The sequence below is a fragment of the Cryobacterium sp. TMT1-62 genome (genome assembly GCF_004403145.1).
GTDB lineage: Bacteria > Actinomycetota > Actinomycetes > Actinomycetales > Microbacteriaceae > Cryobacterium > Cryobacterium sandaracinum.
Genome location: NZ_SOGZ01000047.1, coordinates 1 through 24,965, shown reverse-complemented (window position 1 = coordinate 24,965; position 24,965 = coordinate 1). Strand labels below are relative to the sequence as shown.

The 24,965-nt window shown below is 68.0% G+C and carries 26 protein-coding genes and 1 pseudogene; 8 read left to right on the top strand and 19 right to left on the bottom strand.

All coding sequences use genetic code 11. The features are described from left to right. Positions 1 to 26 precede the first annotated feature (26 nt). Positions 27 to 428 (top strand): RNA-binding S4 domain-containing protein, encoded by a 402-nt coding sequence (locus E3T34_RS13910; RefSeq protein WP_104099321.1) that lies wholly within the window; start codon positions 27 to 29, stop codon positions 426 to 428. Positions 429 to 830: 402 nt separating this feature from the next. Here the strand turns inward: E3T34_RS13910 and E3T34_RS13905 are convergent, their stop codons facing one another. After that, positions 831 to 2,270 carry a lipase maturation factor family protein gene (locus tag E3T34_RS13905; protein WP_134343336.1) on the bottom strand — a complete coding sequence of 480 codons (1,440 nt, stop codon included), beginning with the start codon at positions 2,268 to 2,270 and terminating at the stop codon, positions 831 to 833. A gap of 146 nt (positions 2,271 to 2,416) precedes the next feature. Here E3T34_RS13905 and E3T34_RS13900 point away from each other — a divergent pair, with 146 nt between their 5' ends. From E3T34_RS13900 to E3T34_RS16595, 7 genes and pseudogenes are all read left to right on the top strand, one after another. Then, complete coding sequence (locus E3T34_RS13900; protein WP_241977418.1) at positions 2,417 to 3,541, top strand: LacI family DNA-binding transcriptional regulator; 1,125 nt, start codon at positions 2,417 to 2,419, stop codon at positions 3,539 to 3,541. Positions 3,542 to 3,621: 80 nt separating this feature from the next. After that, on the top strand, positions 3,622 to 4,908 hold the full coding sequence (locus E3T34_RS13895) for an extracellular solute-binding protein (RefSeq protein ID WP_104099318.1): 1,287 nt from the start codon (positions 3,622 to 3,624) through the stop codon (positions 4,906 to 4,908). A 3-nt stretch (positions 4,909 to 4,911) separates the two neighbouring features. After that, positions 4,912 to 5,868 carry a carbohydrate ABC transporter permease gene (locus E3T34_RS13890; RefSeq protein ID WP_104099317.1) on the top strand — a complete coding sequence of 319 codons (957 nt, stop codon included), beginning with the start codon at positions 4,912 to 4,914 and terminating at the stop codon, positions 5,866 to 5,868. Next, a complete protein-coding gene (locus E3T34_RS13885) occupies positions 5,865 to 6,698 on the top strand; it encodes a carbohydrate ABC transporter permease (RefSeq protein ID WP_104099316.1) in 834 nt (277 codons plus the stop codon). Before E3T34_RS13890 ends, E3T34_RS13885 begins: the two co-directional genes overlap by 4 nt. 2 nt (positions 6,699 to 6,700) lie before the next feature. Continuing rightward, positions 6,701 to 7,771, top strand: a complete 1,071-nt coding sequence (locus E3T34_RS13880) for a glycosidase (RefSeq protein WP_104099315.1) — start codon at positions 6,701 to 6,703, stop codon at positions 7,769 to 7,771. Between the two features lie 817 nt (positions 7,772 to 8,588). After that, a pseudogene (locus E3T34_RS17000) lies at positions 8,589 to 8,894 on the top strand (DUF222 domain-containing protein); the annotation flags it as partial. Between the two features lie 115 nt (positions 8,895 to 9,009). Beyond that, positions 9,010 to 9,396 carry a hypothetical protein gene (locus E3T34_RS16595; RefSeq protein ID WP_241977416.1) on the top strand — a complete coding sequence of 129 codons (387 nt, stop codon included), beginning with the start codon at positions 9,010 to 9,012 and terminating at the stop codon, positions 9,394 to 9,396. A 187-nt stretch (positions 9,397 to 9,583) separates the two neighbouring features. Here the strand turns inward: E3T34_RS16595 and csrA are convergent, their stop codons facing one another. The 18 genes from csrA to E3T34_RS13785 form a co-directional block, all read right to left on the bottom strand. Next, positions 9,584 to 9,844 (bottom strand): carbon storage regulator CsrA, encoded by a 261-nt coding sequence (gene csrA / locus E3T34_RS13870; RefSeq protein ID WP_104099312.1) that lies wholly within the window; start codon positions 9,842 to 9,844, stop codon positions 9,584 to 9,586. A 9-nt stretch (positions 9,845 to 9,853) separates the two neighbouring features. Beyond that, on the bottom strand, positions 9,854 to 10,891 hold the full coding sequence (locus tag E3T34_RS13865; RefSeq protein ID WP_134343334.1) for a hypothetical protein: 1,038 nt from the start codon (positions 10,889 to 10,891) through the stop codon (positions 9,854 to 9,856). After that, a complete protein-coding gene (locus E3T34_RS13860; protein WP_134343333.1) occupies positions 10,866 to 12,917 on the bottom strand; it encodes a flagellar biosynthesis protein FlhA in 2,052 nt (683 codons plus the stop codon). Before E3T34_RS13860 ends, E3T34_RS13865 begins: the two co-directional genes overlap by 26 nt. Next, positions 12,914 to 14,038, bottom strand: a complete 1,125-nt coding sequence (locus E3T34_RS13855) for a flagellar biosynthesis protein FlhB (RefSeq protein WP_134343332.1) — start codon at positions 14,036 to 14,038, stop codon at positions 12,914 to 12,916. The genes E3T34_RS13860 and E3T34_RS13855 overlap by 4 nt, the downstream gene beginning before the upstream one ends. Next, entirely contained in the window at positions 14,039 to 14,797 is a 759-nt protein-coding gene (locus E3T34_RS13850) for a flagellar biosynthetic protein FliR (RefSeq protein WP_134343331.1), read from the bottom strand. Beyond that, complete coding sequence (gene fliQ, locus E3T34_RS13845) at positions 14,797 to 15,072, bottom strand: flagellar biosynthesis protein FliQ (protein ID WP_104099307.1); 276 nt, start codon at positions 15,070 to 15,072, stop codon at positions 14,797 to 14,799. Before fliQ ends, E3T34_RS13850 begins: the two co-directional genes overlap by 1 nt. Beyond that, the gene (gene fliP / locus E3T34_RS13840) at positions 15,072 to 15,866 is read right to left on the bottom strand and encodes a flagellar type III secretion system pore protein FliP (protein WP_174843145.1); all 795 of its coding nucleotides are present in this window, start codon (positions 15,864 to 15,866) and stop codon (positions 15,072 to 15,074) included. The genes fliQ and fliP overlap by 1 nt, the downstream gene beginning before the upstream one ends. A 50-nt stretch (positions 15,867 to 15,916) precedes the next feature. Continuing rightward, positions 15,917 to 16,432 carry a flagellar biosynthetic protein FliO gene (locus E3T34_RS13835; protein WP_134343329.1) on the bottom strand — a complete coding sequence of 172 codons (516 nt, stop codon included), beginning with the start codon at positions 16,430 to 16,432 and terminating at the stop codon, positions 15,917 to 15,919. Further along, positions 16,433 to 17,137 (bottom strand): flagellar motor switch protein FliN, encoded by a 705-nt coding sequence (fliN, locus tag E3T34_RS13830; RefSeq protein WP_134343328.1) that lies wholly within the window; start codon positions 17,135 to 17,137, stop codon positions 16,433 to 16,435. Beyond that, a complete protein-coding gene (locus E3T34_RS13825) occupies positions 17,134 to 18,021 on the bottom strand; it encodes a flagellar motor switch protein FliM (protein ID WP_104099303.1) in 888 nt (295 codons plus the stop codon). The genes fliN and E3T34_RS13825 overlap by 4 nt, the downstream gene beginning before the upstream one ends. 61 nt (positions 18,022 to 18,082) lie before the next feature. Then, on the bottom strand, positions 18,083 to 19,018 hold the full coding sequence (locus E3T34_RS13820; RefSeq protein ID WP_134343327.1) for a flagellar motor protein MotB: 936 nt from the start codon (positions 19,016 to 19,018) through the stop codon (positions 18,083 to 18,085). Further along, positions 19,015 to 19,854, bottom strand: a complete 840-nt coding sequence (locus tag E3T34_RS13815) for a motility protein A (protein ID WP_134343326.1) — start codon at positions 19,852 to 19,854, stop codon at positions 19,015 to 19,017. Before E3T34_RS13815 ends, E3T34_RS13820 begins: the two co-directional genes overlap by 4 nt. After that, entirely contained in the window at positions 19,854 to 20,165 is a 312-nt protein-coding gene (locus E3T34_RS13810) for a flagellar FlbD family protein (RefSeq protein ID WP_104171347.1), read from the bottom strand. Before E3T34_RS13810 ends, E3T34_RS13815 begins: the two co-directional genes overlap by 1 nt. Positions 20,166 to 20,555: 390 nt before the next feature. After that, entirely contained in the window at positions 20,556 to 22,151 is a 1,596-nt protein-coding gene (locus tag E3T34_RS13805; RefSeq protein WP_134343325.1) for an ABC-F family ATP-binding cassette domain-containing protein, read from the bottom strand. 75 nt (positions 22,152 to 22,226) lie between these two features. After that, positions 22,227 to 22,577 (bottom strand): HPF/RaiA family ribosome-associated protein, encoded by a 351-nt coding sequence (locus tag E3T34_RS13800; protein WP_134343324.1) that lies wholly within the window; start codon positions 22,575 to 22,577, stop codon positions 22,227 to 22,229. Positions 22,578 to 22,670: 93 nt separating this feature from the next. Next, the gene (locus tag E3T34_RS13795; RefSeq protein WP_104099148.1) at positions 22,671 to 23,843 is read right to left on the bottom strand and encodes a flagellar hook protein FlgE; all 1,173 of its coding nucleotides are present in this window, start codon (positions 23,841 to 23,843) and stop codon (positions 22,671 to 22,673) included. Between the two features lie 53 nt (positions 23,844 to 23,896). Beyond that, positions 23,897 to 24,352, bottom strand: coding sequence for a flagellar hook capping FlgD N-terminal domain-containing protein (locus E3T34_RS13790; protein ID WP_369827908.1), 456 nt, complete (start codon positions 24,350 to 24,352; stop codon positions 23,897 to 23,899). A gap of 58 nt (positions 24,353 to 24,410) precedes the next feature. Continuing rightward, a partial coding sequence (locus E3T34_RS13785) for a flagellar hook-length control protein FliK (protein ID WP_166785908.1) occupies positions 24,411 to 24,965 on the bottom strand: 555 nt, incomplete at its 5' end.

The window sequence follows — 24,965 nt, the reverse complement described above, 5'->3', positions numbered from 1 at the left end:
GGGCCTGCGCGCCGTAGAGTCGAGGGATGGAGCCTCTGACCACCGCCCGTGTCGACAGCTGGACCTGGGCCGTGCGGATGTTCAAGACCCGTTCCCAGGCCACGGCCGCCTGCCGAGCCGGTCACGTCAAGGTGAACGGCGAGCGGGCCAAGTCCGCGCAGACCGTGCGGATCGGCGACGAGGTGCGGGTGCGCATCAGCGGTTTCGACCGCATCCTGGTCGTGTCGAAGATCATGGTCAAACGGGTCAGCGCGCCAGTCGCGGCGGAGTGCTTCGTCGACCAGACTCCCCCGCCGCCCCCGCGCGAGGAGGTGGCGCTCCTCCCGATGCGGGACCGCGGCGCCGGCCGTCCCACCAAGCGCGAACGCCGCGAGATCGACAAGCTTCGGGCGCCCGAGGTGCTGCCGCCTGGCCCCGACGACGAGTAGCGGCGTCCCGGCTCAGTCGTGGGTCAGGCCCGGCCGAGCTCGCGTGTCGCCGGATGTGCCAGATCACCGCCCGTGCAGCCGGGCGGTGCGGTTCGGACATTCACCCCTCGTTCTGGCTCTCCGCCGAAACGACGGTGGAATCGCAGCCAGACGGGCGCGACCAGGGTGGCGGCCTACCTGCCGTTCATGCCGCGCACGGCCGGGCCCGGCGGGGTGGAGGCCGAGCAGAGGTAGAGCCAAGGAACCGGCGTCTTCCAAGATGCCGTCGACGATGCTCAGCTTCTCCGTCCGCTGGGCGCCGGCGGGCCGGCTTTCCCGCTCGGTGACGTGCACGCTCAGCCCGGTCCGGGCCAGGACGAGCGCCGCCTCCGGCCCGTGGGCCCGGCTCCAACCACGTCGACGTCAGGCACGGGACCTCCAGGCCAGGGTGATGGGGGCCACGAGCAGGCCGACCTCCGAGCGCACCCACCACTCTCGGGTCTCTCGGCGTTCGTCCGGAGTGGAGTAGCGGTAGCGGTAGACCCGGGCGCGCACGTAGCGGGGCGGGGCCTGCGGGAACGGGTTGACCCGCACCATCCGCAGCGTGGGTCGGTCGCCCTCGAGGAGGCGGGCCAGGAACATCTCGAACCAGCGGGTGCCCGGGTCGCCGAGCGCCAGGAACCACATCAGCCAGTCCAGGCGCAGGTGGTACGGCGCGAACTGGCGGGGCCGGTGCTCGGGGTCGCCGGGCTTGCCGCGGAATTCGTAGGCGCGCCAGCCCGTCTCGTCGGTCGGGTCGGCGGCGTCGCTGCCCTCGACAACCACCTCGTGGCGCTGCCGGGTGACCGTGCCGAACGCACCGTAGGCGTTCACCAGGTGGTACCGGTTGAAGCTCGCATTCATCAGTTGCCGGCGGGCGACCAGGTTGCGAAGCGGCCAGTAGCTGAGCACCAGGAGCAGGGAGGTGACCAGGCTGACCACGATCACGAACCAGAGCGGGCCATCCGGTGCGGCCTCCCCGGCCGGCAGCCACGGCAGCACCGCGCGCAGCGTGGCGTCGTCGACGGCAGAGAAGGCCAGCACGATGGTGATCCAGTTCAGCCAGGCGAAGTTGCCGGTGAGCACCAGCCAGAACTGGCTGAGGATCACGATCAGGGCCGCGACGGATGCGACGGGCTGGGGCGCAAAGAGGAAGAACGGCACGACCAGCTGCGCGAAGTGGTTGCCAATCACCTCCCCGCGGTGGAACCACGGGGGCAGATGGTGTGCGAACCAACTGAGCGGGTTCGGCATCGGCTGCGTTTCATGGTGGTAGTAGAGGGCGGTCAGGTCTCGCCACTCCCGGCCGCCGCGGATCTTAATCAGGCCGGCGCCGAATTCCAGCCGGAAGAGCAGCCAGCGGCAGAACAGGATCACGAAGAGCGGAGGGGCCACCTGCTCGGAGCCGAGGAAGGCCACCACGAAACCGGCCTCCAGCAGCAGACTCTCCCAGCCGAACGAGTAGAAGGATTGGCCGACGTTGACGATCGACAGGTAGCCCACGAAGAGCAGGAGGAAAGCGACCATCGGCAGCCAGGGCGACCCGAGCTGCGGCAGGCCGGCCACGAGCGTGCCCGCCACGGCGGCGCCGGACCAGGCGAGGGAACGCAGCATCCGGTCGGAGTAATGCCAGTGGAAAATACTCGGCGACGCGCTGAACCTCACGCGGGCCACAAAACGGGCCACCGGGAGCAGGCCATGGTCGCCGAGCAGCGCGGGGAATTGGTTGACGGCCGAAACGAAGGCGATCAGGTAGCAGGCAGCCACCCCGCGCTGCAGCACCTGCCGCGCGATCTCGTATTCTCCGGCCCCGAACCAGTCCATTTGCGCACAATCTAGGCCTTCCCCGGCCTGGGTTCAATCGGACCGGCTGTAATCGAAGCCGCCCCCTTGACGGGGGAAACTGAACCGGTATAGCCTGTCTAAATCGGTTCAGGTTGGGTCGGCTGTCAATGAGGAGGCCCAGAAACGTGCCTGCGAACATTCCTGCCACCACCACCGTGAAGCCCACCGCTCAGTCCACCACGAAGTCCACCACGAAGTCCGCCGCGAAGTCCGCCGCGAAGTCGGTCGCGAACCCCCCAAAGGTCACCATCGAGGTGGTCGCCAAGCGGGCCGGCGTCAGCAAGGGCCTCGTCTCCTTCGCCCTCAACAACCGGCCCGGAGTCGCCCCCGAGACCCGGGTGCGCATCCTTCAGGTCGCCAAGGAGCTGGGCTGGAAGCCGTCCCTCCGCGCCCGGTCGCTCTCCACGCAGCGGTCCTACGCGCTCGGCCTCGTGATCGCCCGCAACCCGGACGTGCTTGCCTCCGACCCGTTCTTTCCCTCCTTCATCGCGGGCGTCGAGAGCATTCTTGCCCCGGAAGGTCGCGCCCTCGTGCTCAGCGTCGTTCCCGACGAGGAGACCGAGTTGAAGACCTACCGCTCACTCGTGGCCGACGGGCGCGTCGACGGGGTCTTCCTCAGCGACCTCCGCCACGGCGACCCGCGCATCCCGCTCCTCGCCGAGCTGGGTCTGCCGGCGGTCACGCTCGGACGCCCCGACGGGCCCAGCCCCTTCCCCGCGGTGACCGTGGACGACACACCGGGTGTGATGGCATCCGTCGCTCACCTCGCCACCCTCGGCCACCGCCGCATCGCGCACGTCGCGGGCAGCTCGACGCTGCTGCACGGCAGCCGCCGGCGCGCGGCCTTCGCCGCCGCCCTGCGCGAGGCGGGCCTGCCGGAGGGGCAGACCGTCGAGACCGATTTCTCCGTGGGCGCCGGGTCAGATGCCACTCGGCGCCTCCTGATCCAGGACACGCCCCCGACTGCGATCGTCTACGCCAACGACCCGATGGCCATCGCCGGTCTCGGCATGGCGCACGAGCTGGGCGTGCGGGTCCCCGACGACCTCTCGATCACGGGCTACGACGACATCGACTTCTGCCGTTACGTGTACCCGCCCCTGACCACCGTCAGCGCAGCACCGATGGCGTGGGGGCGCGCGGCGGCGAGCACGCTTTTGGCCCTGATGGAGAACGGCTCGGCGGACGACGTGGACCTCCCGGCGGCCCGGCTCGTGGTGCGCGGGTCGACCGCCCCGCCCCACGGCTGACCCACAGCGCTGACACATGTTTACCGCAGCAAGGCTGCTGCGGGTTTTGAGAAATGGAGCACCACATGCACAGCAATGGAATGGCCAAGCGGATTCTCACCGTTACGGCGGCATCCGCCACAGTGGCCCTGGCACTGAGCGCTTGCGCGTCCGGGGGGACGACGGGTGACGCGGCCACCAACCGCGGGCCGATCACGATCTGGTACTCGAACAACGAAACCGAGATCGCCTGGGGCAAGCAGATGGTGGAGGCCTGGAACGCCGAGAACCCGGATGAAAAGGTGAAGGCGCAGGAAATCCCGGCCGGTAAGAGCAGCGAGGAGGTCATCGGTGCCGCCATCACGGCCGGCAACGCCCCCTGCCTCGTATTCAATACGGCCCCGGTCGCGGTGCCGCAGTTCGAGAAGCAGGGTGGTCTCGTCGACCTCTCCAGCTTTGAGGACGGCGCCGCCTACATCGAGGCACGCAGCGGCGACACGGCCGAGCAGTACCAGGGCGCCGACGCGAAGTACTTCCAGATGCCGTGGAAGTCCAACCCCGTCATGATCTTCTACAACAAGGACATGTTCACCGCCGCCGGACTCGACGCCGAGAACCCCCAGTTGGCCACCTACGACGAATTCCTCGCCACCTCGCGCACCCTCGTCGAGAGCGGCGCCGCGCCGAACGCCATCTACCCGGCCCCGACCAGTCAGTTCTTCCAGAGCTGGTTCGACTTCTACCCGCTCTACGCCGCCGAAACCGGTGGCACGCAGTTGATCGAAGACGGTGAGGCCACCTTCAACGACGAGGACGGCGCGAAGGTCGCGGAGTTCTGGAAGACCCTGTACGCCGAGGGTCTTGCCGGCAAAGAGCAGTACCAGGGCGACTCGTTCGCCGATGGCCAGGCCGCGATGTCCATCGTCGGCCCGTGGGCCGTGTCGGTGTACAAGGACGCCGTGAACTGGGGTGCGGTTCCCGTTCCCACCAGCGAGGGCACTCCGGCCGAGGAAACCTACACGTTCAGTGACGCGAAGAACGTCGGAATGTTCACGGCCTGCGAGAACCAGGCCACCGCCTGGGATGTGCTGAAATTCGCCACCAGCGAGGACCAGGACGGACAGCTTCTCGAGCTGACCGGCCAGATGCCGCTCCGCGAAGACCTCCCAACGGTGTACCCGGAGTACTTCGCGGCCAACCCGGCCTACGAGCAGTTCGGCGACCAGGCATCCCGCATGGTCGAGGTTCCCAACGTCTCCAGCTCGGTCGCCGCCTGGCAGGCCTTCCGCGACGCGTACACGAAGTCGGTCATCACCGGCGAGGGTGAGATCCCCGCCGCCCTCGACTCCGCCGCCGAGAAGATCAAAACCCTGATCTCCAAGCCGTAACGGATGTCCCAGTCAACCGCGAGTCGGACCGTCGCCGGGAGGAGCACAACTCCTCCCGGCGGGGGCCCCCGCCGCCGCAAACACCCCCTTCTGGGCAAGAACCCATTCGGGCTCCTGCTCAGCGCCCCCTACCTCATCTTCGTTCTGGCCGTCTTCGCCTACCCGCTGGTCTTCGCCTTCTGGATGTCGTTCCACGACTACTTCTTCGCTGCACCCGGCGCCGCTGTGGACCGGCCATTCGTCGGCCTGGACAATTTTCGAGAAGTGCTGGCCGACCCGGCCATCATCCGTTCCTTCGGCAACGTGGGAGTCTTCCTGCTGATCAACGTGCCGTTGACGGTCATCCTCTCGCTCATGCTCGCCACCGCCTTGAACAAGGCCGTGCGGTTCCGCACCTTCCTGCGCGTCGCCTACTACGTGCCCTACGTGACCGCGAGCGTCGCCGTCGTCGGCGTCTGGATCTTCCTGTTCAGCGGCAACGGCCTCGTGAACCAGATTCTCGGGCCGCTCGCGCCCGATCCGGCGTGGCTGATCAACGAGGACTGGGCCATGCCCACCATCGCGATCTTCGTGACCTGGAAGGGCCTCGGATTCTTCATTCTGCTCTACCTGGCCGCCCTGCAGAACGTGTCGGAGGAACTGTACGAGGCCGCTTCAACGGATGGCGCGGGCAGGATCCGAAGTTTCTTCTCGGTCACCGTGCCGGGCGTACGCCCGGCGACTGTGCTCGTGCTGCTGCTCTCGACGGTCACCGGCGCCAACCTCTTCACGGAGCCGTACCTGCTCACCGGCGGCGGCGGCCCGAACGGGGCATCCTCGTCACCCGTGCTGATGATGTACCAGCGCGGGATCGAACAGGGGTCGCCCGACACGGCGGCCGCGATCGGCGTCATCCTCGTGATCGGAGTTCTCATCCTCGCGTTCATCCAGCGCAAGCTTGCAGGCGGTGACGAATCATGAGCCGCGGGCAGAACATCCTGCGGGGTGTGGTGCTCACGGTCGGGGCGCTTGTGTTCCTGTTCCCCTTCTACTACATGGTCATCGGCTCGCTCCAGAAGGAACCGGACCCGACTGTCGCCGGCGCGTTCCCGAACCCCGCCAACCTGACGCTCGACAACTACGGTGACATCAACAGCCGGATCAACCTGCTGCAGGGGCTGCTCAACTCGGGGATCTTCACGGGTGGCGTCATTCTCTTCACCGTGGTTTTCGGTGTTCTAGTGGGCTACGCCCTCGCCCAGCTGCAGTGGCGCGGACGCGGTGTCACCTTCGCTCTCGCACTGCTCGTGCAGGTCGTGCCGTTCCAGCTGCTGATGATCCCGCTCTACGTGATGATCGCCCGGGACTACGGACTGGCCGACAACTATCTGGGCATGATCCTGCCGTTCGCCATCAACTCGACTGCCGTGATCATCTTCCGGCAGTACTTCCTGCAGATTCCGAAGGATCTGTTCGATGCCGCCCGCATCGACGGCGCCGGCGAACTGCGGATCCTGCGGCGGATCGCCCTGCCTCTGGTGCGGCCGGCCCTGCTGACCGTCGTGCTGCTGACCTTCATCGGACCGTGGAACGAATTCCTCTGGCCGTTCCTGATCACCAAGGAAGCGTCCCTCCAGCCTCTCGCCGTGTCACTCGCCAACTACCTCAGCAATATCGCCGCCACAGCGGCGAACCCGTTCGGGGCGGTTCTCGCCGGGGCCTGCGTCCTGGCCGCCCCTGCTGTGATCCTGTTCCTCCTCTTCCAACGGCACTTCGTGTCGAACAATATCGGCTCCGGCGTGAAAGGTTAGAAATGCCCAACCCCACTGAATTCCCCTACACCCTGACCCGAATGGGCGTCATCATGACGCCCGAAGCGGGCAACGACCTCGAGGCCGAGGGGGTGCTGAACCCCGGCACAGGGCACTCTGCCGACGGCACTCTGTATCTGCTCCCCCGACTGGTCGCCACCGGAAACGTCTCCCGCGTCGGACTCGCAAAGGTCATCATCACCGACGGCGTACCCACGGGCGTCGAACGCGAGGGTGTCGTTCTTGCACCGGACCGCGGCTGGGAGCGCGGCGCGAACAACGCCGGAGTGGAAGATCCCAGGATCACCTTCGTTCCCCGGCTCGGCCTACACGTGATGACCTACGTCGCCTACGGCCCCCTCGGCCCGCGCACGGCCGTTGCCGTGTCCTCGGACCTGCGCGAGTGGCGCCGGCTCGGTCCGGCGCTGTTCGCCTTCGACGACACGCTGGACATGGACCTGAACCTGTTCCACAACAAAGACACCGTGTTCTTCCCGGAGCCGGTCGCCGGCCCGAATGGAGTCGAGTGCTTCGCCGTGCTGCACCGCCCGATGTGGGATCTGGGCGAGGTCAAGCCGGGTGAGGGCATCCGTGTTCCCGCCGGCGTCACCGACACCCGGCAGAGCATCTGGATCAGCTATCTGCCGGTCGCGGATGTGCTCGCCGACATCTCGAAGCTCACCTTCTGGAGCGGCCACCGTTTCCTGGCCGGGCCGGAGTTCGCGTTCGAAGAGCTGAAGATCGGCGGCGGCCCTGCCCCGTTGCGGGTGCCGGAGGGCTGGCTGCTGATGCACCACGGCGTCACCGGAACCATCGACGGCGCGTTCTCGCAGCAGCAGAAGGTGAACTACTCGGCCGGAGCGATGATTCTCGACGCGGACGACCCGACCATCGTGCTGAAGCGCACGTCGGAGCCGCTGCTCAAGGCGGAGACGCCCGATGAGATCAGCGGCATCGTGCCGAACGTGGTGTTTCCGACCGCGATCGAGGAGATCGCGGGGCAGCTGTTCGTGTTCTACGGCATGGCCGACTCGAAGATCGGCGTGGCGCGCCTGGATCGCGTGGGCTCGTAGGGGCTCAGGTGCTGGCGCTGGCGTGTTGAGCGCTTGAGCGCTTGTCCGTTGATGGCGGTCTCGGCGGGGCTCATCCCCGGGAGGCCGCCTTCGGCTTTCGTGGCGCAGGGTGTGGAAGCAGGCTCACCGCTGACGCTGCAAACGATCATCGGTGGCGCCGCGCGGCCAAACAGCCGGGCGGTTGAACAAAGATACGAAACTTTTATCCACAAAAGGTGAGTGACACTCGACTACGTGTGCTCCTTAAAGTATCCTCATAACATGACGAACCTCGCGGATGACCTCAGGCAGGCGGCCGACGCCGTCGCCCTGCTGGGCTCCTCGAGCGCCGACCTCGCGACTCTTCCCGACGCCGAGGCTTTGGCCGGCCAGAAGCGGATGGCCGGCGCGCGCCGTCTGCTCGACACCTATGCCGCGTTGATGGCCGCAACCATCGTCCGCCGGTCCCGCCCGGAACTTGGCCACTCGGGGCTGGCCGCGCAGCAGGGGTTCCTCTCGCCCGAGGCCCTGATCCAGAACTGGACCGGCTCATCCAAGGGCGACGCCTACAAGCTCGTCGCGGTCGGCACGATGATGGCCGACACCGAGGCGGCCGACAAGCTGGTCGAAGAGGCACTCTCGACGCTCTCGACGCCCGACGCCCGACGCCCGACGCCGACGCCGACGCTGTCGACGTCGCGGCGTTCGCCGCGAGGGTGCCCTGGCAGGCGCCGGTTGCCCGGGGCGTCACCGCCGGCACGCTCTCGGTTGACGCGGCCGAGGCTATCCGGGCCGGCTCGGCCAGATCGACGCGGCAGTTACCGCGGAGAAGCTCCGGGTGGCCCTCGCGGCGCTCCTCACCGAGGCACCGTCACTGAATGCCGACGAGGTCTTCAAACGGGCCCGCCGGATGCGCGACCGGCTCGATCAGGCCGGCATCGCCGCCCGGGAGAAGCAGGCCCACGACGACCGCTACCTGAAGGTCTACCGGCTGAGCAACGGCAACGTGCGCCTGAACGGGCTCTTCGCCCCCGAAGACGGCGAGTTCGTGCTCTCCACCTTCGACTCCATCACCAGCCCCCGCCGCGGCGGAGTGCGCTTCGTCGACCCGGAACGCGCCGCCTGGGCCCAAAAAATGCAGGACGACCCGCGCAGCACCGAGCAGATCAACGCGGACTCCCTCGTGCAACTGCTCACAATCGCCGGCGAAGCCGACCCCGGCCCGGTCTTCGGCGGACGCCGCCAGGCGGCGCGTGATCGTGACCGAGAAAGCCCTCACAGCCGAACCCGCCGAGCCGGGTGCCGCCGAACCCGCCGCTCACGGGCAGATCGAAGGCAACCCGGTCCCCATCTCCCAGGAAACCATCGACCGGTTGCTCTGCGACACCGGCACCCGCGGCATCAAATTCGACGACAACGGCCAAATCATCAACGTCGGCCGTGACGAACGACTCTTCACCGAGAAACAACGCGCCGCGATGGGAGTGCGCGACGGCGGATGCCGGTGGATCGACTGCGACAGATCACCAGCCTCGAGCGAAGCCCACCACATCAACGACTGGCTCACCGACACCGGAGACACCAACCTCGCCGACGGAGTACTGCTCTGCCACCCGCACCACCTACTGCTACACAACCAGCACTGAAAGATCACCCGCACCGGAACGCAACACTGGCTGCGGCCACCGGTGGAGAACGACCCGGAACAGACACTGATCGCACTGCCGAGCAAGCGGGTGGGGCTGTAGGCGTGGCTCTCGTCCCGGGTCTTGACAGGCTCGACCACCGGCGGGCGGCGGCGGGGCGCGGCGGGGCGGGGCGCGGCGCGGCGTGCTATTCGGCGGGCGGCGCGGTGGGAAGGAGGGCGAGGGTGGCCTTGAGGCGGGCCTCGGCGTCGTCGTCACCCTGACCCGCGAGACTCGCCGCGATGTTCGCCTCGGTCACGGCGCGGAGCACCTCGTCCCGCTGGATGCGCACGCCCCGGGGAGCGTCGACGCCGATCCGGATGCTGTCACCGCGCACGTCGAGAACGGTGATGACGATGTCGTCACCGATGAGGATCTTCTCCCCCTGTTTGCGTGTTAGAACCAGCACTCGTCCAGCCTAGCTTGACCGGTCGGGCCGGCCCGCGAGCCGTCGCCGCATTCCGGCCACGGTGCTGGCCTCGGCGGGGGCGCCGTCGACCCAACCGATGGGGATCTGCAGCTCATCGACGGTCTCAGGCGAGACGGTGTCGCCATAGCCCGTCACCGCGATCGCGTCGACGTGCACGCTCTGGGCAACCTCAGCCGCCCACCGGGCGGTGTCTGCGGGCTTGCGGCCGGCATCGACGACCAGCCAGACCTGCTCGGCACCGAGCGCGGCCACCAATGCGGCGTAGATGTCCGCCGTGGCCGGGTCGGCACCCAGACCGAAGGCCAGAATTCCGGTCTGTCCGAGCTTGACTCCCCTGGCCCGTGCCTCCAGCGCCGTGCGCCGGTCGAGGATGCGCGCGAGCCCGGTCGCGGCAGGCGCTCCGTCGTCGATCGCGCCGGCCACGAGGACCTCAGCCGAACCATGCGCCACGGCCAGCTCCCGCGCAATCCGCACCGCGGCATCCTGCCACCCGACGACGAGAACGAGGTTTCCGACACCCGGGAGCGGCCGCGGCACCGCCGCTTCGGCGGCCGCCTGCTCACTCTCTCTCAGCCGGGCGTCCCTGCGCCTGCCGCCCCCCTGGGCGGCCGCCGGGGCGGGGGCGGGCGGCGCGGGCGTGGGCAGCACCGGCGGGATGGGTTCCTGGGTGGCGAAGGTGAGTTCGTCCATCAGGCGGGCGAAGCCGTCCGTCGCGGTCGACAGGGGCGGGGAGGAGACGGGTGCCGCGGCCCGGGGAAAACCCGCTTCCGCCGCGTCGGCATCGTCGAGAAGCGCGGCGATGCCGAGCCGGGCCTGCACGTCGAGTCGGGAGTGGGCCGCGCGCCGCCGCCGCTCCGGCACCTCGACCGTGACCTCGATGTGCCGGCGGGCGAAGAAGCCCTTGATGCCGCCGACGGTGACCCGTTCGGCGGCCACGATGCGCGCATCCGCACCGTGCTCGGCGAGGATGCGTGCCTTCAGCTCCTGGAGGGATGAACCCTCAAGCTGAAATCGACTCGGTTCCACGTACCACTCCCACCGTTTCGATGGCCACGTTCGCCGAGGTGACCTCCTGATAGGACAGCACGGAGATACCGCCGGACTGCGCCGACACTAGTCGACGGATGGCCGGGCGCAGCGCCGGCGCGCAGACCAGCACCGCGGAGAGTCCGGCCGCTTCCACGTTGCCCAGCGCCTCCTTCAGCGACCCGAGAATGGCGTCGACCCGGTTCGGCTCCAACATGATCTGGGTGCCCTGGTCGGAGGGACGCATCCCCTCGAGCATGGACTGCTCCAAGGCAGGCTCGATCATGATCACCCGGAGCAGCCCGTCGTCGAGATACTGCGCTGTGAGAGCCGGGCCCAGCGCCTGACGGGCCGTCTCGATCAGGCCCTCCGGGTCATTCGACACCTTGGCGCGCAGGGAGAGGGACTCGTAGATGCGGGGCAGGTCGTTGATCGGGATCTGCTCCGCGAGCAGACCCTGCAGCACGCGCTGCACCTCGGCGAGGGAGAGCAGTCCGGGGATCAGATCCTCCACGGCGGACGGATTGACCAGCCGCACCCCCTCGGTGAGCACCCGCACGTCCTCGCGGGTGAGGAGCCTCGCCGCGTTGCCGGTGATGATCGAGGACAGGTGGGTGATGAGCACCGACACCCGGTCGATGACCGTGGCCCCGGTCATCTCCGCGCTGTGCCGCATCTCGCTGGGCACCCACTTGCCGGTGAGGCCGAACACGGGCTCCACCGTGGCCTGGCCCGGCAACGAGTCGAGGGCGTCGCCGAGGGCGAGCACCTTGCCGGCCGGGGCGACCCCGCGGCCGGCCTCCACGCCGGCGATCCGGATCGAATAGGTGGAGGAGGGCAGGTCCATGCTGTCGCGGGTGCGCACGGGCGGCACCACCACGCCGAGGTCGATGGCAACCTTGCGGCGCAGGGCACGCACGCGAGCCAGGAGGTCGTCCTGGGCTCCGGAGACAAGGTCGACGAGGTCAGGGGCCAGCAGGATCTCCAGGGCGTGCACCCGCATGGTTTCGATCAGGTCTTCTGGTGTGTCGGAGCGGGGCGCCATCGCCTCGGCGGCGACACCGGCATCCCGGCCCGCCTGGTCGCGGCTCTCCCCTGCCTTGATCCGGCGGGCGAAGAGGATCAGACCCAGCCCGATCACCACGAACGGGATGATCGGCATGCCCGGGATCAGGGCCATCAGGAGTGCCGCGCAGCCCGCGATCATCAGTGCGTTGCGGGACTGGGTGAGCTGGCCGGAGGCTGCCTCGCCGATGTCGGACTCCGCGTTGGAGCGGGTCACGATCATGCCGGTCGAGACCGCCATCAGCAGGGCCGGGATCTGCGTCACGAGGCCGTCGCCGATGGTGAGCAGGGAGTAGGTGCTCATGGCCTCGGTGACGGACAGTCCGATCGAAATCATGCCGATCGCGATGCCGCCGACCAGGTTGATGATGATGATGACGATGCCGGCGATCGCGTCACCCTTGACGAATTTCGACGCGCCGTCCATGGCACCGTAAAAGTCCGCCTCGGCGGAGACCTCGGCCCGGCGTTCCCTGGCCTGCACGTCGGTGATCAGGCCGGCATTCAGGTCGGCGTCGATGGCCATCTGTTTGCCGGGCATGGCGTCGAGGGTGAACCGCGCACCGACTTCGGCGACGCGTTCGGCACCCTTGGTGACCACCACGAATTGGATCACGACGAGGATCAGGAAGATCACAGCGCCGATGATGAGCGACCCGCCCACGGCGACGTCGCCGAACGCGGCAATCACCTGCCCGGCGTAGCCGTCGCTGAGCACGAGCCGGGTCGAGGCCACGTTCAGGCCCAGCCGGAACAGGGTGGCGACGAGCAACAGCGACGGGAAAACGGAGAAATCGAGGGGCTTTTTGACAAACATCGTGGTCAGCAGTGTGACCAGCGCCAGGAGGATGTTGACGATGATCAGCACGTCGAGCAGCACGGCGGGCACCGGCACGACGAGCAGCAGGATGATACCGACAACCCCGACCGGAACCGCGAGTTTGGCGAGATTGCTGTTCATCGGTGGCCTCCGGCCGTCAGGACACGATCGTTGAGGGTGTGCACGCGGGAACCGCGGCCGGTGCGTTCGCCGGCTCCAGAGCCGCGAGACTTCAGCGCGAGCACGAAGGCGAGCACCTGCGCGACGGCGTTGTAGAGCTCCACCGGGATCTCGTCACCCAGCTGGCAGGCGCTGTGCAGGGCACGGGTGAGCGGGATGTCCCGCACGATGGGGACCCGGTCGGTCTCCGCCTGTTCCCGGATGCGCGCCGCGATCACTCCCGCTCCCGTAGCCACGACCCGGGGGGCGGACTTGCCCGGCTCGTAGCGGAGGGCGACGGCGAAGTGGGTGGGGTTGACCAGCACGACGTCGGACGTGGCGACGGCGGCGATCATGCGGTTGCGACTCATGGCGAGCTGCCGGGCCCGGCGCTGCGACTTCACCATCGGGTCACCCTCGGAACTCTTGTTCTCATCAGTGACTTCCTTCTTCGTCATGCGGGTGCGCTTGCGGTTGCGCTTCATCACGACGAACACATCCGCGGCGGCGAGTACCAGGCCGGCGATGACAGCCGACTGCACAAGAGCGGTCGCGCCGTCACTGGCCGCTCCGATCAGCACGGAGACGGGCAGTCCCCCGGCCGTCATCAGGATGGGAGCGAGCCCCTGCACCACGAGCACCAGCACGAGACCCACGGCGATTGTCTTGAGCAGCGCCGTGACGCCCTGCCAGACGGCCTGGCCGCCGAAGGTGCGACCGAGGCCGGTCACCAGGTTGAACTGCTCGTATTTTCCGGCGACCTTCTTGAAGTGCACGCCGCCCTGCGCCACAGCGCCCACGAGGACGACCACGAAGACCGTCGCGAGCATCGGGGTGAGGATGGTTCCCATCGAGGCCAGCGAGTCCACCAGCATCTGCACGGCGAGGTCCGGCTGCGGGTTGGCGACCAGGCTGCGAATACGGATCATCTGGTCGGTTCCGGCGTCCGCGGCCAGACCGGTGGTGACGGGGGTCATGGCGGCGGCCGCGCCGATGCCGATCCACGCGGTCAGGTCCTGGGACTTGGAGAGCTGGCCCTTGGACCGCACCTCGCGCATCCGTTTGTCGGTGGCTTGTTCGGTCTTCTCACCGGAGTCGGACAGCTATCTCACCCCCAGCATGGTGGCGACGGCGTCGTCGGTCAGCGACGCGACGATGCGCGGCAGGGCCACGAACCCGGCGGCGCCCAGCGTGAACGTGATCAAAATCTTGAGCGGGAACCCGAGCGCGAACGCGTTGAGGGCCGGGGCCACCCGGGTGAGCAGGCCGAGGCCGACGTCGGCGAGGAACAGGACGACGATCAGCGGTCCGGCGATCTGCACGGCGGAGAGCAGCATTTGGCCGACCGCGACTGTGATGGTCTGCATCGGCACCGCGAGGTCGATGCCGCCCCCGATCGGCAGGGCCGCGAACGTACGCGTGATGCCGCCAAGGATCAGCTGATAGCCGCCCGAGGCGAATAGGAGCGCCAGCGCGGTCATCTGGTACAGCCGCGTGAACTGGGCACCGTTGACCATGGCCTGCGGGTCGAAGCCCTGAGCGAGCTGGAAGCCGCCGAACATGTCGATCAGGTTGCCGGCGGACTGGATGGCGGAGAAGACCGCGAGCACGAGGAAGCCGAGCAGGCCGCCGACCACGATCTCGAGGAGCAGGGCGGCGAAGAAACCGCCGGTGTCGGGCGAGACCCAGCCCGGCGTGACCCGAGGCGAAACCGCCAGGGCCAGGCCGAGGGCGAGCATGCCCTTGATCCGCAGGGGGAACGCGTTGTAGGAGAACGGCGGCGCCACGATGAGGAACGCCACCATCCGCACGCCCGCGAGCATGGTGGCTTCGATCCAGGCGAAGTCAAGGGTGATGTTCATCAGCCGCCACCGATGAGGCCGGGGATCTTGGCGAAGAGCATCTCCGTGAAGGACACCATCTCGGAGATCATCCAGTGCCCGGAGATGATCAGCGCCACAGCCACGGCGATGGCCTTGGGCACGAACGACAGCGTCACCTCCTGGATCTGGGTGATCGACTGCAGCAGGGAAATGGCGAAACCAACGACCAGGGCGGTGATCAGGATCGGCGCGGACAGTTTGCCGGCGATCAGGATGCCCTGCAGTCCGATGTCGAGGACGGCGTTGGTATCCATCAGCCACCCCGGTAACTGGAGACGAGGGTCGTGATGATCAGACCCCAGCCGTCGACGAGTACGAACAGGAGGATCTTGAACGGCAGCGAGATCATCACCGGCGGCAGCATCATCATGCCCATCGACATCAGCGCCGCGGACACGACGAGGTCGATCACCAGAAACGGCACGAAGATGACGAACCCGATGATGAACGCGGCACGCAGCTCGGAGATCATGAACGCCGGGATCAGCGTGAGCAGCGACACGGCCTCGCGGGTCTCCGGGTTCGGCTGATCGGCGGCCCGGGTCATCAGGGCGAGGTCCTCCTCCCGGGTGTGCGCGAGCATGAACGTGCGTAGCGGCTTCGAGCCGAGTGTGACGGCGTCGTCGAAGGACATGGTGCCGTTCAGGTACGGCTGCAGGGCGCTGTCGTTGATGTCGGTGAGGATGGGCGACATGATGAACAGCGACAGGAACAGGGCCAGGCCGGCCAGCACCTGGTTCGGCGGGATCGACGGCAGCGCGAGCGCGTTGCGGGTCATCGCGAGCACAACGAAGATCTTCGTGAAGCTGGTCATCATCAGCAGCAGGGCCGGCGCGACCGACAGCAGGGTGATCCCGATCAGGGTCACGATCGCCGAGGACGGTTCGCCGTTCGGGCCGTTGATCTGCACGTTGAGCCCGCCGCCGCCCGGTTCCGTGGGGGTGACCGGGTCGGTCGGCGTGACCGGATCGGTCGGGGCGGCATGGCCCGCCGGCGCCACGAGCAGCACGAACGCCACGACGATCACGAGCACGAGGGCCGCCATCATCAGGTACCGGGCGATGTCCCGGCTTCGATCCGGGCGCACGGCCGCGAGTGTCACCGGCCCTGCCGGAGGGCGGCAGCGGTCTGCTGCCAGGTGGCGGGAGACAGGATCGACCCGCCGATCCGGCCCGGAATGGCGCGGTCCCGGCGCGGCCGGAGGATGAGCGGCGGCGTGAGTTCCTCGCCGTCGTGAGTGGCGCCGGCGTGCGCGGCGTGCGTTGCCTGGTCGAGCTCGCGGGCGAAGTCGGCCGCGGCGTGGTGCGCGCGGCGTCCGGGAAGGGTAGCGGTGAGGGGCGCCGGGAGGGGCGCCGCGGCATCCGTCGGCGCCTGACCGTCGTGCAGCACGCTGACCGACTGCTCGGTCACGCCGAGCACGAACCGGCGGCCCTCGATGTCGACGACGACGACGGATGCCTTCTGGCCGACGCCCTGCCGGCCCACCACGGTGACCAGGTTCGGGGTGCGGCCACCGAGGGAGCCCTTCGTCAGCTTGCGCTGGAGCACCCAGAGCAGCCCCAGCACGGCGGCCAGGGACAGCGCCACCCGGAGCGCGACCAGGGTGGTTTCCACCTAGGTCAGGCTCTCGGCCACATCGAGGATCTGGGTGATCCGCACCGCGTAGTCCTGGTCGACGACCACAATCTCGCCGTGCGCGATCAGCCGGCCGTTGAGCAGGATGTCCGCGGGAGCCCCGGCGGACCGGTCGAGTTCGATGACGGCACCCGGTTCGAGTGAGAGCACGTCGCGCACCGACATGCGGGTACGCCCGATTTCCACGGTCAACGACATCTGCACGCTGTTGATCCGGCCGAGCTTGCCGGACACGGACTGGTTGGACCTGGCCGCACCGTTGGAGACGCCGTTGTCACGCAGCCGCACGGCGAACCAGCCGGTGATCTGGCCGTCGCCGGACAGCTCGAAGACGCTGGTGGCGGGATCCGCGAACAGGGCCGTGGCGTCGTCGGACCGGGTGTCCCCCAGGACCCCGATCCCGAAGACGCCGGACGCGCTCTCCAACGCCGGGCGCAGCACGTCCTGACGGGAGATCAGCGAGGAATCGAGGCCGGACGCGGAGTCGAGGGCGGCCGGGTCCGCAAGCACGACGGCGAGATCCGCGGAGGTGACGCCGACGAAGGAGGCGACCGCGGCGGTGCCGAGCCGGCCGGCGAGGGCGGCACCGGAGCAGGACTCGGCCCGGAGCCGCGTCACGGTGGGGAGCACGTCCAGCAGGGCCTCGACGGCCGCCTTCTGCACGGCGATGGGGATGACGGTCATGGGGTGGACTCCTCGGTGTCGATGACGATGCAGGCCAGTCGGGAGCCGTTGGAACCGACGGCGGCGCGGGCGAGCGTGTGGCCGTCGACGACCACGTCGAGCGGGCGGTGCTGGGGGTGCGGAAGGGGCAGCACATCATTCACGGCAAGACCCAGCACGATGCTGGGCAGAACCAGCGCGGGCGTCAGCTGCAAGGAGACATCCACCGGAACCTGGGCCAGCTGGCCGCGCAGCAGCTCGGCCGGGTCAGCACTTCCGGTCTCCGGAGCCGACTCGACGAGTTGAGGCAACAGTGCCTCCGCCGGAAGGGCGACCGTGGCGGCGCAGGATGCGTCGCCGATGCGCATCGTGAAGCTGGCGACGATCATCAGGTCGGCGGTGGCCGCGGCCTGGGCGAACTGGGAGTTGTACTGGATGCCGCCGACGGTGATCGTGTGCACGAGCAGGGAACCCAGCGAGTAACGCAGGTCCTCGAGGGCGTCGTCCATGAGCCGGCGCACCAGGGCCAGCTCGATCTGGGTGAACGCCCGTTCCGGCGGCATGGTGACCGCGGTTCCGCCCAGCATGTGGCTCACCCAGGACAGGGCCGCGGAGGTCGGGAACTGCACGACGGCTTTCGCGGGGATGCCACTCACCGGGCAGAGCACCATGGCGGTCGTGGCAGGCAGCGACGACGCGTATTCGTCGTAGGTGCGCATGAGCACGTGGTCGCATTTCACCTGGGACATGACGCGCACCTTGGCGGTGAGCTGGGTGCCCCACTGGCGCGCGAAGGTTTCGAAGGCGAGTTCGAGCACCCGGGAGTGCTCGCGGGCGAGCGTTGTCGGGCGACGAAAGTCGTACACCTCGACCGTGCGCTTCGCCGAAGCGGGCACACCAATCACTGCTTGTTCCTGGACCGTCACGGTGAGGACTATCGGTCAGGGCAAACGGATGGTTAGCAGCTCAGTGTGCTTTTTCCGCGTCTTTGTCGACGTCGGTTCCCGCGGTCTTCGTGGTTTTCGTCTTTTCCGTGGTATCCACGGTTTCCGTGGTTCCCGTGTCTTCAGCAGGTTCCGTGCCGGCGGCGGTGAAACCCGAGACGATGTCGGGGATCAGCGTGCGCACCGCCTCCGGCTGGCTGGAGAGGAGCACCACGTCGACCCGTCGGTTCTGCGCCTGGGCCGCCAGATCGGCTCCCTCCGCGACCGGCCGGGCCGAGCCGTAGCCGACGGCGGAGACCCGTTCCTGACCCACGCCGCCGAACTCGACCAGGCGGCGGAGTACGGCGGTCGCCCGGCCGGCGGATAGCTCCCAGTCGGTGGGGTAGTTGGTGGTGACGCCGTGCCGGTCGGCGTGGCCCTCCACTTTCACCTCGCGGGTGTTGGCGGAGAGGATCGGCGCCACGGCGTCGAGGACCTGCACGGCCTGGCGGCTCAGGTTGGCGAGGTTGGGTTCGAAAAACGCCTCGGAGCCGATCAGCCCGATGACCAGGCCGCGGTCGTCAATGGTGAACTGCACCTCCTGGGCCACGCCCTGGGCATCCACTGCGGCCTGCAGGGCATCCCTCACCGCGGTGAGGTCCGTGACCTCTGCCGCCGCGAGGTCGATGTCGGTGAACCCGGTCACCTCGGACTGGGCGACCTTGTCCTTGGTCACGACCACGCCCTTGGCCGTGTCGACCTTACCGACGTCGGTGGCCCCGAACCCGGTCGCGAGCGAGTTCTTCAGCTGCAGAAACTTCTCCTGGTCGACGGAAGACATCGCGAACAGCACGATGAACATGCACATCAGCACGGTGACCATATCCATGTACGACGCCATCCACCGCTCGTCGACGTGCTCGACGTGCTCCTCCTCGAGGCCCCGCCTGCGGCCGTGCCCGCGTCCGTGCCCGCTCATGCGGCCTTCGGCAGGGACGTGTCCGCCTTGTCCGCCTTGGGGCCCTTGCCGGGTTTGCCCGGTTTGCCTGGTTTGCCTGCCCTGGCGGAGGCCGGCGCGGGCACCATGGCGCGCAGTCTCTCGCCGAGGAGCCGAGGCTGGCTGCCTGCCTGCACGGCCAGCGCACCCTCCAGGAGCAGGGTCATCCGTTCGACTTCGATGTCGCTGAGGCGCTTGAGCCGGCTGCCGATCGGCAGCCAGAGGAAGTTGGCCGTGAGCAGGCCCCACAGGGTCGCGACGAACGCGGCCGCGATCATCGGGCCGAGGGTGGACGGGGTGTCGAGGTTCTCAAGCACGTGCGTGAGCGAGACGACGGTTCCGATGATGCCGACCGTGGGCGCGTAGCCGCCGAGGCTGGTGAAGAACTTGGCAGCGTTGCGGCTCTCCTTGGTGGCGGTCGCGAGCTCGTCTTCCAGCAGGATGCGCAGTTCATCGCCGTCGGTGCCGTCGGCGATGTTTTGCAGGGCGCCACGCAGGAACGGGTCGGCGACGTTGTCAGCCTCCTGCTCGAGGGCGAGCAGACCGGAACTGCGCGCCTTCTCGGCCAAGCCGACGACCTGGTCGATGACCTGCTGCGGCGGGGTGGTCTTGCCGATGAAGGCGGCGGGCACGGCTTTGAACGCGGAGATCGCGTCCCTGATCGTGCCGCCGGCGATGCCGACCGCGATGGTGGCGCCGAACACGAGAATCATCGGTGCCGGCAGAAGGATCGAGTGCAGGCTGCTGCCTTCGAGGGTGATCATGGCGAAAAGTGAGCCGAAGGCGATGGCGATTCCGACCAGGGTTGCCGGATCCATCAGAGCCTCCGCGGGCGGGCGGGAACAGTGCTGCCCGGTTCGATGATTTCCTCGATCGCGTGCGGCCCCTCGACGATTTCGAGCGAACGGATGCCCGGCCGGTAGTCGGCATCCGGCGTCAGGTAGGCCAGCGAGATCACATGGGCCCGGAACCGGGCGATCTTCTCGATGACGTCGTCGAGGGTCTCCGTGACGATGAACTTGGCGCCGTCGACCATGACCAGGGTCGTGTCAGGGCTCGCGTGGATGCGCTCGATCAGGTCCGGGTTGATCGCGAACTGGCTGTTGTTCAGCCGCGTCACAACGATCATGATGTCCACCCCGGGTTCAGAACGGTTCCAGCAACCGTTACGCCTCACTGTCGGCCGCCCGGCCGGGCGCGTTAGCTGCCGGCCGCATCGAGCCCGTGACCCGACCTGGAAAGCCGCACGACCACATCCGTCGCCGATTGTGGCCAACTCAGGAGATCCGTCTGGCCGAGCCGGAAATCCGGTCTGCTTCCGCACAGGTCCGCGGCGGACGGTCAACCCGGCCGCCGGATGTCCTGAGTTGGCCGCACACACGGGCTCCGCCGGGGCGGCACACACAGAAGAGTGTGGGGAGCCAGAATCTCCATCGAACTGATTCGACGGAGATTCTGCCCAAAACGCACTCAAAGACGAGAAAACCGCGCTCTGTCGCGAAAAACTCCGTCGAATTGGTTACGCCGCGCGCACCAGGATCTCGCCGGGCGCGGCCGCATCGCTGCCGAAGATCAGGTGTCGGGTGGCGATCTTGTCGGTGAAGAACCGGTCGTGGCTGACCACCACCACAGCCCCCGGAAAGTGCATGAGGGCGCGCTCCATCACCTGGGTGCTGGCCAGGTCGAGGTGGTTCGTCGGTTCGTCGAGCAGGAGCACAGCGGCCCCCGACAGCAAGCACTGTGCCATGGCGACGCGGGCCCGCTGCCCACCGGAGAGGTTGCCGATCTTCTGCTTGAGGTCGGCCTCGGAGAATTGAAACATCGCGAGGAACCGGTTGACCGACTTGCGGGTCGCTGTGAAGGCGAGACTGCCCGGCATCGCGTTCACGGAGTGGCTGACGGTGTCATCGTCGTCAAGGCCGTCGAGCACCTGGTTGTAGGAGACCACGGCGGCGCCGGAGGCCCAGGCCACCTCGCCGAAATCGGCCTTCTCCTCCCCCGCCAGAACCCGTAGCAGGGTGGTCTTGCCGCTGCCGTTGGAGCCCAGGACCACGATGCGGTTGCCGCGCCGGATCTCGAAGGTGAGGTCGGTGAACAGCGCCTTCTCGCCGTAGGACTTGCTGAGCGACTCGATGCGGCAGAGCGAGTCCTTCACGTGCAGCCCGCCGTAGATCTCGGTGATGATCGTGTCGATGGGCCGCGGGCTGCGGGTCTTCTTGATGTGCGCGAGTTGGCTGTCGAGGGTGCGGCTGGCAGCCTTTGCGGCCTCGCGGCGGTCGCTGATCCCCTCCGCCTCGAAAGCGAGCAGTTCCGACTCGTGCAGGAACTGCAGCTCGAGGGTTTTCAGGCGAAACTGCTTCTGCACCACGTAGTCGCCGAAGTTGCCGGGGTACTCGTGCAGGTGGTAGTTCTCGACCTCAATGATGCGGGTGACGACCCCGTCAAGGAACCGGCGATCGTGCGAGACGATGATGGCCGCACCGCGGAATGAGCGGAACCAGGCCTCGAGCCACTCGACGCCGGCGACGTCCAGGTAGTTGGTTGGTTCGTCCAGGAGCAGCACGTCGGGCCGCTCGAGCAGGATCTTCGCCAGCGCCGCCCGGTTGCGCCAACCGCCGGAAAGCAAATCGATGGCGCAGACGCGGTGGGCCTCGTCGAACCCGAGGGTGGTCAGCGCGGCGTCGATACGCCGCGGGTAGTCCCAACCATCGAGGCGGTCCATGTCTTCGAACAGCTCGGCCTGGCGGTGGATCAGCCGGTCGAGTTCGGCGCTCTGCGCAGAATCCGCCGCGATCCGGGCGTCGATCGACGCGAGCTCGGCCTCGAGGGCCTTGATCGGGGCGAACAGGCCGTCGAGCACCTCGGTGATCGTGGATTCGCCGTTCAGTTCGGAGAACTGGGAGAAGTAGCCCACCCGGGTGCCGGCCTCAAGGGTGACGGTGCCGGCATCCGCGCTCACCTGGCCGAGGACCAGCTTGAGAATCGTCGACTTACCTGACCCGTTGCGGCCGATCAGTCCAACCCGGTCGCCTGGTTCCAGTCGGAAGAAGGCCTCACGCAGAATCTGGGTGTTCTCGAAACGGATGCTGACGTCGTTCAGCCTGATCAGGCTCACTGTGGCCGTCCTCTCGGGTTCGGTTCAGCCCCCGGGCGAGGCGGACGGCCAACTTTACCGTGTCAGGCAGGCGGTTCAGGGCGTGTGGTCGTCACCCATGGCGGATGCGCCCTTGTGGTCGTCCATGCGACCGAACGTGGTCTCGAGCACGCTGGCCAGCTTGTGCAGCGCACCGCTGACGGCCCCGGTCATCGTGGAGGAATGGTCGGTTGCCGCGAGGGGGTTGCCCCCGGCGGGACGCACCTCGAGCAGGCAACGGATGTCCTCGCTCGTCGCCCTGCCTGCGCTCTCGTCGCTGAGGTGGACCTCGACCCGCGTCAACCGGGAGCTGAACCGGGCCAGAACAGTTTCGACCGAGGACTCCACCTCCGCCACGACTGCGTCCGTACCCGCGATGTTGTTGTCGGTGTTGACCAGGATTTGCATCTTTGCTCCTCAGTTGAAACGTCGGTCATTCCAGTATGGCGCGCAAAAATGTGCGGCCTGACGACCCGCCGACGCCGGTTATCGGCGTAGGCGCTACCGCTTCAGGTTGGTGAGCTCCTGAAGCACCTCGTCGGAGGTGGTGATGATGCGCGCATTCGCCTGGAAGCCGCGCTGGGCGACGATCAGGTTGGTGAACTCCTGCGAGAGGTCGACGTTGGACATTTCGAGGGTGCCGCCGCTGAGCGAGCCGAGGCCGCCGTCACCGGGGGCGCCGAGAGCCGCCTGGCCCGAGTTGAAGGTGGCGCGGTAGGCCGAGGAACCGGACTTCTCGAGGCCGCTCGGGTTGGTGAAGGTGGCCAGGGCGATGCGGGCGATGGCTGTCTGGCTGCCGTTGCTGAACAGGCCCACCAGGGTTCCGTCCTTGCCGAGGGTGAAGGACTGGAGGGAACCCGCCGTGGAACCGTCCTGGCTGCTGATCGTGGCCGTGCTCAGGCCAGCCTGCCCGGTCAGGGCGGTCAGATTCACCTTGACGTCGTTCACGATGAACGGACCGGTTGCCGTGAGCACACCTTCTGCGTCGAGGGTCAAGGCCGTGGAGCCGGTACCCACTGCGTCGGTGCCGCTCGCGGTCCAGCCGGTGGTCGTACGCGCGAAGGTGACCGACAGGGTACGGGCGGCACCCAGCGCGTCGTAGACCTTGACGTCGCGCACGATGGCGGAGCCTGCCGCCGCATCCGCCGGCAGGTTTCCGACCATGGTGACGCCGCCGGTTGCCTTCGCCGGGATCATGGCCTGCAGCGGCAGGGTGATGTTGCCCACCGGGCCACCCTCGTTGATCTGCCCGTTGGCGCCGTTCCAGCCTTGCACGATCGCACCGTCCGGGGAGACCAGGCGACCCTCGGCGTCAAAGTCGAAGGCACCGGCACGGCTATAGAGCGTCTCGCCGGCCAGTTGGGTGACGAAGAACCCGTCGCCGGAGATCGCCATGTCGGTGGCCCGCCCGGTGGACTGCGCGGAGCCCTGGGAGAAGTTCGTGGCGATCCCGGCCACCTGCACGCCGAGCCCGACCTGGGCCGGGTTCGTGCCGCCCACCTGCTCCTGGGGGCCACCCGCACCCTGCTTCAGCTGCGAAAGGGTGTCCTGGAACTGTACGGCCGACGCCTTGAACGCGGTGGTGTTGACGTTGGCGATGTTGTTGCCGGTGACGTCGAGCATGGTCTGGTGCGAGCGAAGGCCGGAGATGCCGGAGTACAGGGAGCGAAGCATGGGGTGCTGCCTTTCGGTGGGAAACGAGAACGAGAACGGATGTGAGGTGTGGGTCAGGCGGAGAGGCCGGGAGTGGTGCCGGCGGCGGCGCTCGCGCCCGAGGTGACGCCGGTCACCAGGTCGAGGGCGACGAGGGTCCCGTCGACGGTGACCTGGGGAACGGCCCCGGCGTAGGAGACGCTCGAGGCGGTACCGGTGCCCACGGTGCCGTCGGCCCGCGTGAAGGTGACGTCCTGTCCGACCAGGGCCGCTGCGGCGACGCGCATCTGCAGGGAGAAGTTCTCGTCGGCGGTCGTTGAGAGCGCCGCGAGCTTCTCCATCATGGCCAGCTGCGTGGTCTGAGAGATCATCTGGTTGGTGTCCATGGGCGAACTGGGATCCTGGTTGCGCAGCTGAGTGACCAGCAACGACATGAACGCCTCGGAATCCAGGGTCTGTTTCGGGGCGCGCACGGGGGCGGTCGAGTACATCCCGGCCGGGGCGGCTGCTGCCACTGCGTCGATGGTCAAAGGGTCTCTTTTCTGGGATGGTGGGGTCTGTGTCGGTGGGGTCTGAGGTGGCAGCAGGTCAGGCGAGAACGTCGATGGTGGTGTGTGAGCCGGCGGCGCGCAGGGAAGACAGTCTGAGGTCGGCGGCACGGTCGGCGGCACGGTCAGCGGCACGGTCGGCGGCAGGGCCGGCCGCACGGTCGCCTCGGGTCGCCCTGTCGTCTTCGGCCGGCCACTCCTGGCGGGCGTCGGGTCCGCCCTGTCGGGAGGCCGAGGGGTCCGAGGCGCGGGCGTCGGCCGACAGGGTGAGCTGCGCGTTCAGCCCGCCGCCCGACAGGTCCCGGCGCAGGTCGGGCAGGATGGCCCGAAGCGCCTCTCGGGCCAGGTCCGTGGGCGCGAACAGCTCGACCCGAATGTGCTCCCCGCGCACGTGAGCCCGCACGGTGACCGGGCCCAGATTGTCGGGACTCACGCTGATGGTCAGCACGTGGTCGCCGTTGGCGGCGCCCACCAGGGTGAACAGGGGTCGGGACACCTGGCCGGCCAGTGGCGCGGGCGGTGCTGCCGGGGCCGAGGCCGGGGCGCCGGACGGCACAAGGGGGGCGGTGGCCGGGGTGGCCGCCGTGGCCGGCGT

What these genes read in the sequence shown, in the direction of transcription:
- E3T34_RS13910 (WP_104099321.1), top strand. Translation starts at nt 27, where the DNA reads ATGGAGCCTCTGACCACCGCCCGTGTCGACAGCTGGACCTGGGCCGTG.
- E3T34_RS13905 (WP_134343336.1), bottom strand. Translation starts at nt 2,270, where the DNA reads ATGGACTGGTTCGGGGCCGGAGAATACGAGATCGCGCGGCAGGTGCTG.
- E3T34_RS13895 (WP_104099318.1), top strand. Translation starts at nt 3,622, where the DNA reads ATGGCCAAGCGGATTCTCACCGTTACGGCGGCATCCGCCACAGTGGCC.
- E3T34_RS13890 (WP_104099317.1), top strand. Translation starts at nt 4,912, where the DNA reads ATGTCCCAGTCAACCGCGAGTCGGACCGTCGCCGGGAGGAGCACAACT.
- E3T34_RS13885 (WP_104099316.1), top strand. Translation starts at nt 5,865, where the DNA reads ATGAGCCGCGGGCAGAACATCCTGCGGGGTGTGGTGCTCACGGTCGGG.
- E3T34_RS13880 (WP_104099315.1), top strand. Translation starts at nt 6,701, where the DNA reads ATGCCCAACCCCACTGAATTCCCCTACACCCTGACCCGAATGGGCGTC.
- E3T34_RS13860 (WP_134343333.1), bottom strand. Translation starts at nt 12,917, where the DNA reads ATGAACAGCAATCTCGCCAAACTCGCGGTTCCGGTCGGGGTTGTCGGT.
- E3T34_RS13850 (WP_134343331.1), bottom strand. Translation starts at nt 14,797, where the DNA reads ATGAACATCACCCTTGACTTCGCCTGGATCGAAGCCACCATGCTCGCG.
- fliQ (WP_104099307.1), bottom strand. Translation starts at nt 15,072, where the DNA reads ATGGATACCAACGCCGTCCTCGACATCGGACTGCAGGGCATCCTGATC.
- fliP (WP_174843145.1), bottom strand. Translation starts at nt 15,866, where the DNA reads ATGATGGCGGCCCTCGTGCTCGTGATCGTCGTGGCGTTCGTGCTGCTC.
- fliN (WP_134343328.1), bottom strand. Translation starts at nt 17,137, where the DNA reads ATGACCGTCATCCCCATCGCCGTGCAGAAGGCGGCCGTCGAGGCCCTG.
- E3T34_RS13820 (WP_134343327.1), bottom strand. Translation starts at nt 19,018, where the DNA reads ATGAGCGGGCACGGACGCGGGCACGGCCGCAGGCGGGGCCTCGAGGAG.
- E3T34_RS13815 (WP_134343326.1), bottom strand. Translation starts at nt 19,854, where the DNA reads ATGGATCCGGCAACCCTGGTCGGAATCGCCATCGCCTTCGGCTCACTT.
- E3T34_RS13810 (WP_104171347.1), bottom strand. Translation starts at nt 20,165, where the DNA reads ATGATCGTTGTGACGCGGCTGAACAACAGCCAGTTCGCGATCAACCCG.
- E3T34_RS13800 (WP_134343324.1), bottom strand. Translation starts at nt 22,577, where the DNA reads ATGCAAATCCTGGTCAACACCGACAACAACATCGCGGGTACGGACGCA.
- E3T34_RS13795 (WP_104099148.1), bottom strand. Translation starts at nt 23,843, where the DNA reads ATGCTTCGCTCCCTGTACTCCGGCATCTCCGGCCTTCGCTCGCACCAG.